The 6,021-nt window shown below is 72.8% G+C and carries 5 protein-coding genes and 1 pseudogene; 5 read left to right on the top strand and 1 reads right to left on the bottom strand.

From position 1 onward, the window contains the following. Window positions 1-416, top strand: a pseudogene (locus tag RWR81_RS11925) (Fic family protein); the annotation flags it as partial. A gap of 151 nt (window positions 417-567) precedes the next feature. Here the strand turns inward: RWR81_RS11925 and RWR81_RS11930 are convergent. Then, window positions 568-1,494, bottom strand: coding sequence for an HAD family hydrolase (locus RWR81_RS11930; protein ID WP_314457955.1), 927 nt, complete (start codon window positions 1,492-1,494; stop codon window positions 568-570). Between the two features lie 245 nt (window positions 1,495-1,739). Here RWR81_RS11930 and RWR81_RS11935 point away from each other — a divergent pair, with 245 nt between their 5' ends. The 4 genes from RWR81_RS11935 (at window position 1,740) to RWR81_RS11950 (ending at window position 5,939) form a co-directional block, all read left to right on the top strand. Beyond that, window positions 1,740-2,657, top strand: coding sequence for a cellulose synthase operon protein YhjQ/BcsQ (locus RWR81_RS11935; RefSeq protein WP_314457956.1), 918 nt, complete (start codon window positions 1,740-1,742; stop codon window positions 2,655-2,657). Continuing rightward, a complete protein-coding gene (locus RWR81_RS11940) occupies window positions 2,645-3,892 on the top strand; it encodes a TadA family conjugal transfer-associated ATPase (RefSeq protein ID WP_314457957.1) in 1,248 nt (415 codons plus the stop codon). The genes RWR81_RS11935 and RWR81_RS11940 overlap by 13 nt, the downstream gene beginning before the upstream one ends. Next, complete coding sequence (locus RWR81_RS11945; protein ID WP_314457958.1) at window positions 3,889-5,220, top strand: hypothetical protein; 1,332 nt, start codon at window positions 3,889-3,891, stop codon at window positions 5,218-5,220. Before RWR81_RS11940 ends, RWR81_RS11945 begins: the two co-directional genes overlap by 4 nt. Before the next feature lie 206 nt (window positions 5,221-5,426). Beyond that, window positions 5,427-5,939 carry a PH domain-containing protein gene (locus RWR81_RS11950; protein WP_314457959.1) on the top strand — a complete coding sequence of 171 codons (513 nt, stop codon included), beginning with the start codon at window positions 5,427-5,429 and terminating at the stop codon, window positions 5,937-5,939. The last annotated feature ends 82 nt before the right edge of the window (window positions 5,940-6,021 follow it).

A 6,021-nucleotide genomic window follows, 5' to 3' on the forward strand; every position in this document is an offset into this window, starting at 1 on the left:
ATGTGTATAAGAGACAGGGACGGGCCCCGCAGGGTGATGAGCTCGCGGCGCGGCTGGCGGGACTGGTGGGGCTCATCGAGGTTGTGCGGGCTCCGGCGCTGGTGCGGGCCGCCGTCGTTCATGCCGAGATGCTGGCGGCGCGGCCCTTCACGGCCGGGAACGCCGCCGTGGGCCGGCTGCTCGTGCGCCACCTGCTGGTGCGCGACGGGGTCGAGCCGACTGGGACGGCGGTCAGCGATCTGTATCCCGGGCGGCTGCCGTCTGCCTGTGCCGATGCCGCTGCGGCCTATGTCTCGGGCACGATGGAGGGGGTCGTGACCTGGGTGGTGTGGCAGGCCGAGGCCGTGCTCGTGGGAGTGCAGGAGGCTCAGCGCCTGTGCCGGGCGGTGCAGGCGGGCACCTGGAGGGCCGGGTGATCAGGTGGTGGTGGGCGGCCGGTTCGGACGCTGATGAGGGCGCGATGCCGATGCCATCCTGAGGTCGGCAGCCGGCTCATGCGGGTAACGGGCTTTGAATCATGCGAATCGCCTGACTCGGGTCAGGCGGGCGTCCCGGACTCCGGACGGCTCAGGCTCTGCCACGTCCGCCGCGATGGGCGACCAGCCAGGCGGCGGCGCCCGCGACGGCGAGAGCGCCGGCCGCCCCGGCGGTCAGGGCGGCCCGGGTCGACAGGTGCGGGGGCTCCCAGCGCGGCCTCAACCGCACCGGCCGGGCGAAGTCGCGCACCGGCCAGCCCCGTTCCTGGGCCAGGCGCCGCAGGTCCCGATCGGGGTTGACGGCGACGGGGTGGCCGACGGCGCTGAGCATCGGCTCATCGGAGATGGAGTCGGAGTAGGCCCAGCACCGGGCCTGGTCGATGCCGTGGGCGGAGGCGTCCTCCCTCAGGGCGACGACCTTCTCCGAGTGCAGCATGGAACGGGTGATGCGCCCCGTGAACAGGCCGTCGTCGCCGACCTCCATGCGGGTGGCCACAGCGCGGTCGGCCCCTACGAGGCGGGCGATGGGGGTGACCATCTCGCTGATGGAGGCCGAGACGACCACGACGTCGTGCCCGGCCCGGTGGTGGGCCTCGATGAGGTCGAGGGCCTCGGCGTAGACGGCCGGTTCGATCGCCGTGGCCAGGGCGCCCTCGACGACGGCCACCAGGTCGTGGCGGCTGATGCCGGCGGACATGTGGGCCAGCTGCTCCATGAGGCTGGTCGACTGCCGGGTGCCGGCGCCCACCAGGAGGTAGGGGATCTGGGCGACGAGCCCGTAGGCCAGCGCCCGTGAGGAGATGAGGCCGCTGCGCCGCATCGGGGTGCCCAGCGCCCAGGTCGACGACGTCGCCAGGATCGTCTTGTCCAGGTCGAAGTAGGCCGCGGCGCGCTGCCCGGTAGGCGCGGGCACGATGGCGTCCGGCTCCGCCGACGCTACCGGAGGGACGGTCGGTGACGTCGCCGGTGACGTCTCAGTCGGCTGGGAGTGATTGCTTGCGTGAGCTTGCGCGCCCATGGGTCCATCTCATCACGAGGTCGCCCGTGGTGTCAGGCGGGTGAGTCCCTCAATCGGACAAGTGCTGCAGAAACGTGTCGGAAATGTTGCGGGCGCCGCGCGGGCCGCCCGGGGCCACAGTCATCGATCTGCATCCCGTGTCCACAGGTCTGATGAGGTCGACGGGCGCCCCTGGGGGAGGGGCCGCACTCTTAGGAGCAGGACGGGCGCCGAGGCGCCACCGCACAACGGAACGGAGGAGCGTCATGAAGGCCCTGGAGGCACTGGAGGGGACAGCAGGTGCAGCAGCGGACACGCCCCCGGAGCAGAGGGACGGTCCGGCGGCCCGGGTCCTGGCCGTCACCGGTGCTCGCGGGGGTCTGGGAGCCAGCACTGTGCTGCTGCACCTGGCATGGGCGCTGAGCCGGGCCGGTCGGCGGGTGGCGGTGATGGATCTGGATCCCGCCGGCGGTCTGGACCTGCTGTGTGGAGAGGCTGTGCTCACCGGGTTGCGCTGGGCGGACCTTCCCGGGGAGGAGTCGGCCTTCCGCCCCGGGCACCTGGTCGGGGCCCTGCCCGTGTGGCACGCCATGCCGGTGCTCACCGGCGACATCCGCGGCGGGCCCCTTCCCTGCGCGGACGCGGTCCTGAGGGCGATGCGCACCGAGCACGATGTCGTCCTGGTGGATCTGCCCCGAGGAGCGCCCGCGCCGCCGGGTGCTCGGATCCTGCTCGTTACCGGGCTCGACCTGCGTTCGGCCGTCGCCGCGGAGACCATCGCCTCACGGCTGCGAGAGGAGGAGGCCGACGGCGATGACCCGGCCGTCCCCGATGGTTCGGGCTCGAGCACGCAGGTGTGGCTCGTGGTGCGCCAGACGGGTGAGGACGTCTCCGCCGATGACCTTGAGCTCATCACCGGCTGTCCGGTCCTGGGGCGGTTTCCCACCGACCGGATCCTGAGCAAGCGCCTGGCGCTCGGGGAGGACCCGGTCCGGGCCCGCTCGGCCGCCAGACGTGCCGCCACCGCACTGGCCCGAGGGCTGTTGGCCGGCGTCCTCATCCCCGAGACGCCCGCGCCGGTGGCGGCCCCCACCGGGAGAACCGCACGACGAATCACGGAGCGAGCCACCGGGCGGACCAGTGACTCGACTAGAGGACAGGACGGTGAGTCATGGCCACTGTGAACTCCGGCCCCCACGGCTCCCCGCAGGCCGGCGACTCGGAAGTCGTCCGCGCACGTAGCGCCCTGGCTCGCGGCGCCGGCCTGGATGAGGCCCTGAGCGACGCCGCCTCCCCCTCCACCGGACAGGTCGGCATGGCCCGCCTCGGCCAGAGGGTGCGCGCAGACGTCGACGGCGCCGGGCCGCTTCTCCAGCCCCTCGTCGAGACCGACGGCGTCACCGACGTCCTCGTCAGTGGAGGACGCACTTGGATCGACCGGGGGCACGGCCTCGAACCCGTTCCCGCGGCCTCCATGGACGAGCCCCAGGTGCGGGCCCTGGCGGTGCGCATGGCCGCCTCCGCTCACAAGCGCCTCGACGACGCCTGTCCCGTTGTCGACGCAACTCTGCCCGACGGCACCCGGCTCAATGCGGTCCTGCCGCCCCTGAGCGCCGACGGCACCCTCATCAGCCTGCGCACCAAGCGCCGCTGCGGCTTCACCCTGGCCGAGCTCACCCTGGTCGGCACCATCGCCCCCGGCCTCGACGACGTCCTGGCCGCTCTCGTAGCCCGTCGTGCCAGCTGCCTGGTCACCGGCGCCACCGGAACTGGTAAGACCACCCTCCTGGCGGCCCTGCTCGGGCTCGTCCCGGAGGGCGAGCGCATCGTGTGCATCGAGGAGGCCGCCGAACTGCGTCCCGATCACCCCCACGTCGTCCACCTCCAGGAGCGCGGCGCCAACGTCCAGGGCGTCGGCGCGGTCTCCATGACCTCCCTGGTGCGTACCGCCCTGCGCATGCGACCCGACCGGATCGTCCTGGGCGAGTGCCGGGGGCCCGAGGTACGCGACGTCCTCACCGCCCTCAACACCGGTCACGAGGGCGGCTGGGCCACTCTCCACGCCAACTCGCCCGCCGATGTCCCCGCCCGCCTCACCGCCCTGGGAGCGCTCGCGGGACTCGACGAGGCGGCCGTTGCCGCCCAGGCCGCCAGCGCGCTCGATGCCGTCGTCCACCTGCGCCGGCAGGATACGGGGGCCGGGGCGCGCCGCTATGTCGCCTCCATTGGCGTGCTGCGACGTAAGACGACGCCGGCCGGAACGGTCCTGGTGTGCCAGGAGGCGCTTCGAGTGGGCGACGATGGTCGACCCGGCCCAGGCCCGGCCGCGCCGGCGCTGCGGGAGCGGATCGGCCTTCAGGCCTTCTCACGCCTCGGGCTCGGTCTGCCGGACGGATCGGGGGAGGGGAGGACGACATGACTGCCATGACCGGGCCGGCCCTCATGGTCGCGACCGCGCCCCCGACCTTCATGGTGACTGGTCCAGCGGCCCGTCCAGTAGCCGGTTCCGTGGCCGGCACGACAGCCGGCCCACCGGTGATGGCGGCCTGGATCGCAGCCGCCCGGGTCGCCCGGGCGGCTGCCGTGCTCCGGCTTCCCGCCCGCCGCGGTCTTCCGCGCGGGCGGACCCCGGGCGCCTCGCCGGCCGGTGCGAGAGCATCGACCCCGCAGGGGGCTCTCAACGCCCTGCGCTCCTGGCGGGCGGGCCCACCTGAGCCGGACCTCGGGCTACTGCTCACCGAGGTCGCCAGTCTCCTGCGCGCCGGCGCCACCCCGCAGCGGGCCTGGACACGTGTCCTCCGGCGCGCCGGCCTCACCGAGGGCGCCGAGCCCGACGACGATGGCGTTCCACCCGCCCTGCGCGCGCTCGCGGATGTCCAGCACGACTCCTGGCTGCCCTGCTGGAGGGAGGGTCGCCTGCATTGGCGTCCGCCCCCGAGGGGACGGCGGGGACAGCAACGGCGAGCCACTGCCGCCGGAGTGCCAGGAGCCGTCGCCTCCTGTCGTCTGTCCACTGCACTGGGGACTCCCCTGGCCGACATCCTCGAGGCCGTGGCGAGCGGTGTCGCCGAGTCGGGGCGCGCCGAGTCCTCACGGCGGGCCGCCCTGACCGGTCCTCGCACCACCGCTCGGCTCCTGGCCTGCCTGCCCGTGGTGGGACTGGGGCTGGGCATGCTCGTGGGCGCCGACCCTGCCGCCCTCCTGCTCGACGGTGGTGTGGGCAGCGTCCTGGGAGCGCTCGGTGTCGCCCTCATGGTGGTGGGCCACCTGATCACCGGGCGTCTGGTGCAGGCCGCCGTGGCCGGCGATGACGTCGTCGACGAGGCCCTCGTCCTGGACCTGGCAGCGGCCGCTCTGAGCGCGGGGGCCTCGGTGCCAGGGGTGCTGACCTCCCTGGCGCAGGCCCTTCAGGAGGAGAACGCCGGTGTCGTGGGACGGGCCCTGCTGCTGGGCGCGGACTGGGAGGAGGCCTGGGCCGCGCCCGAGGACGAGCCGTGGCGGAGCCGACGCACCCGTCTGGAGTCCTGTCTGCGCCCCGGCTGGGAGGACGGCGCCTCGCCGGTCGCCCTCCTGGCGGCGACGGCGGCGAACCTGCGCGCCGGACGGCACGCCCGTGATGAAGAGGCCGCCGAGCGCCTCGCAGTCCGCCTCGTTCTGCCTCTGGGGGCCTGTCACCTTCCGGCCTTCGTCATCCTGGGGATTGCCCCGGTCGTTGCTTCGGTGGGTATGGGAATGCTCACTGGTTGAAAGCTCCTCGCCCTGCGGGCCCCGCCGGTGTCCCGCCGGCGCCCAGCAGACGTCCTGGCACCGCCCCGCTGCTGTCCTGCCCATGACTTACCCGCGACCCAGCAGTGTCTGGTTCCTACCCGGTTACTGACTGCCTCCTGCTTGGACACCCCACTGGCCCCGCCCACTCTGCTGCGCGGCCCTCAGCGGCCTGGCACGATGGGACCATGACACTGTCGAAGAAGCTCCTGAGCCGCGACGAGGTCGTGGTGCGGCACATGCACACCCATATCAAGGTCCTCCTGTGGCGATTCATCCTCGAGATCCTCCTGCTGGTGGTCGGTGTCGTCGGCTCGGTCATGGCGCCCGCCGGCTGGCAGCCCTGGGGGGTCCTGGCGATCTGGGGGATGGTCCTCGTCGTAAGCATCCCCCTGCTGCTCGTGCCGTGGTTGCGGTGGTACACGCACACCTACACGGTCACCACCAAACGCATCATCACCCGCTCGGGCATCTTCAGTCGCGTCGGTCACGACCTACCCCTGACCCGGATCTCCGACATCCAGCTGGACAAGGACGTCACCGACCGATTCTTCGGCTGCGGCACGCTCGCCCTGCAGACCTCCTCGGACGACCCGCTCCTCCTGCACGACGTCCCCCAGGTCGAGACGGTCCAGGTCGAGATTTCCAACCTGCTCTTCGACGACGTCCAGGGCGCCATCGACGCCGATCCCCGCAGCTGATCCCCGTCTTCCTCCCGTGGCCGTCACAGTGCGGCCGCGAAGCCAACCGCAGAAGGACGGCGGCCGCCGGTTCCCCAGGGGG

The organism is uncultured Actinomyces sp. (assembly GCF_963526355.1).
Lineage (GTDB): Bacteria > Actinomycetota > Actinomycetes > Actinomycetales > Actinomycetaceae > Actinomyces.

What these genes read in the sequence shown, in the direction of transcription:
- RWR81_RS11930 (WP_314457955.1), bottom strand. Translation starts at nt 1,494, where the DNA reads ATGGGCGCGCAAGCTCACGCAAGCAATCACTCCCAGCCGACTGAGACG.
- RWR81_RS11950 (WP_314457959.1), top strand. Translation starts at nt 5,427, where the DNA reads ATGACACTGTCGAAGAAGCTCCTGAGCCGCGACGAGGTCGTGGTGCGG.
- RWR81_RS11940 (WP_314457957.1), top strand. Translation starts at nt 2,645, where the DNA reads ATGGCCACTGTGAACTCCGGCCCCCACGGCTCCCCGCAGGCCGGCGAC.
- RWR81_RS11935 (WP_314457956.1), top strand. Translation starts at nt 1,740, where the DNA reads ATGAAGGCCCTGGAGGCACTGGAGGGGACAGCAGGTGCAGCAGCGGAC.
- RWR81_RS11945 (WP_314457958.1), top strand. Translation starts at nt 3,889, where the DNA reads ATGACTGCCATGACCGGGCCGGCCCTCATGGTCGCGACCGCGCCCCCG.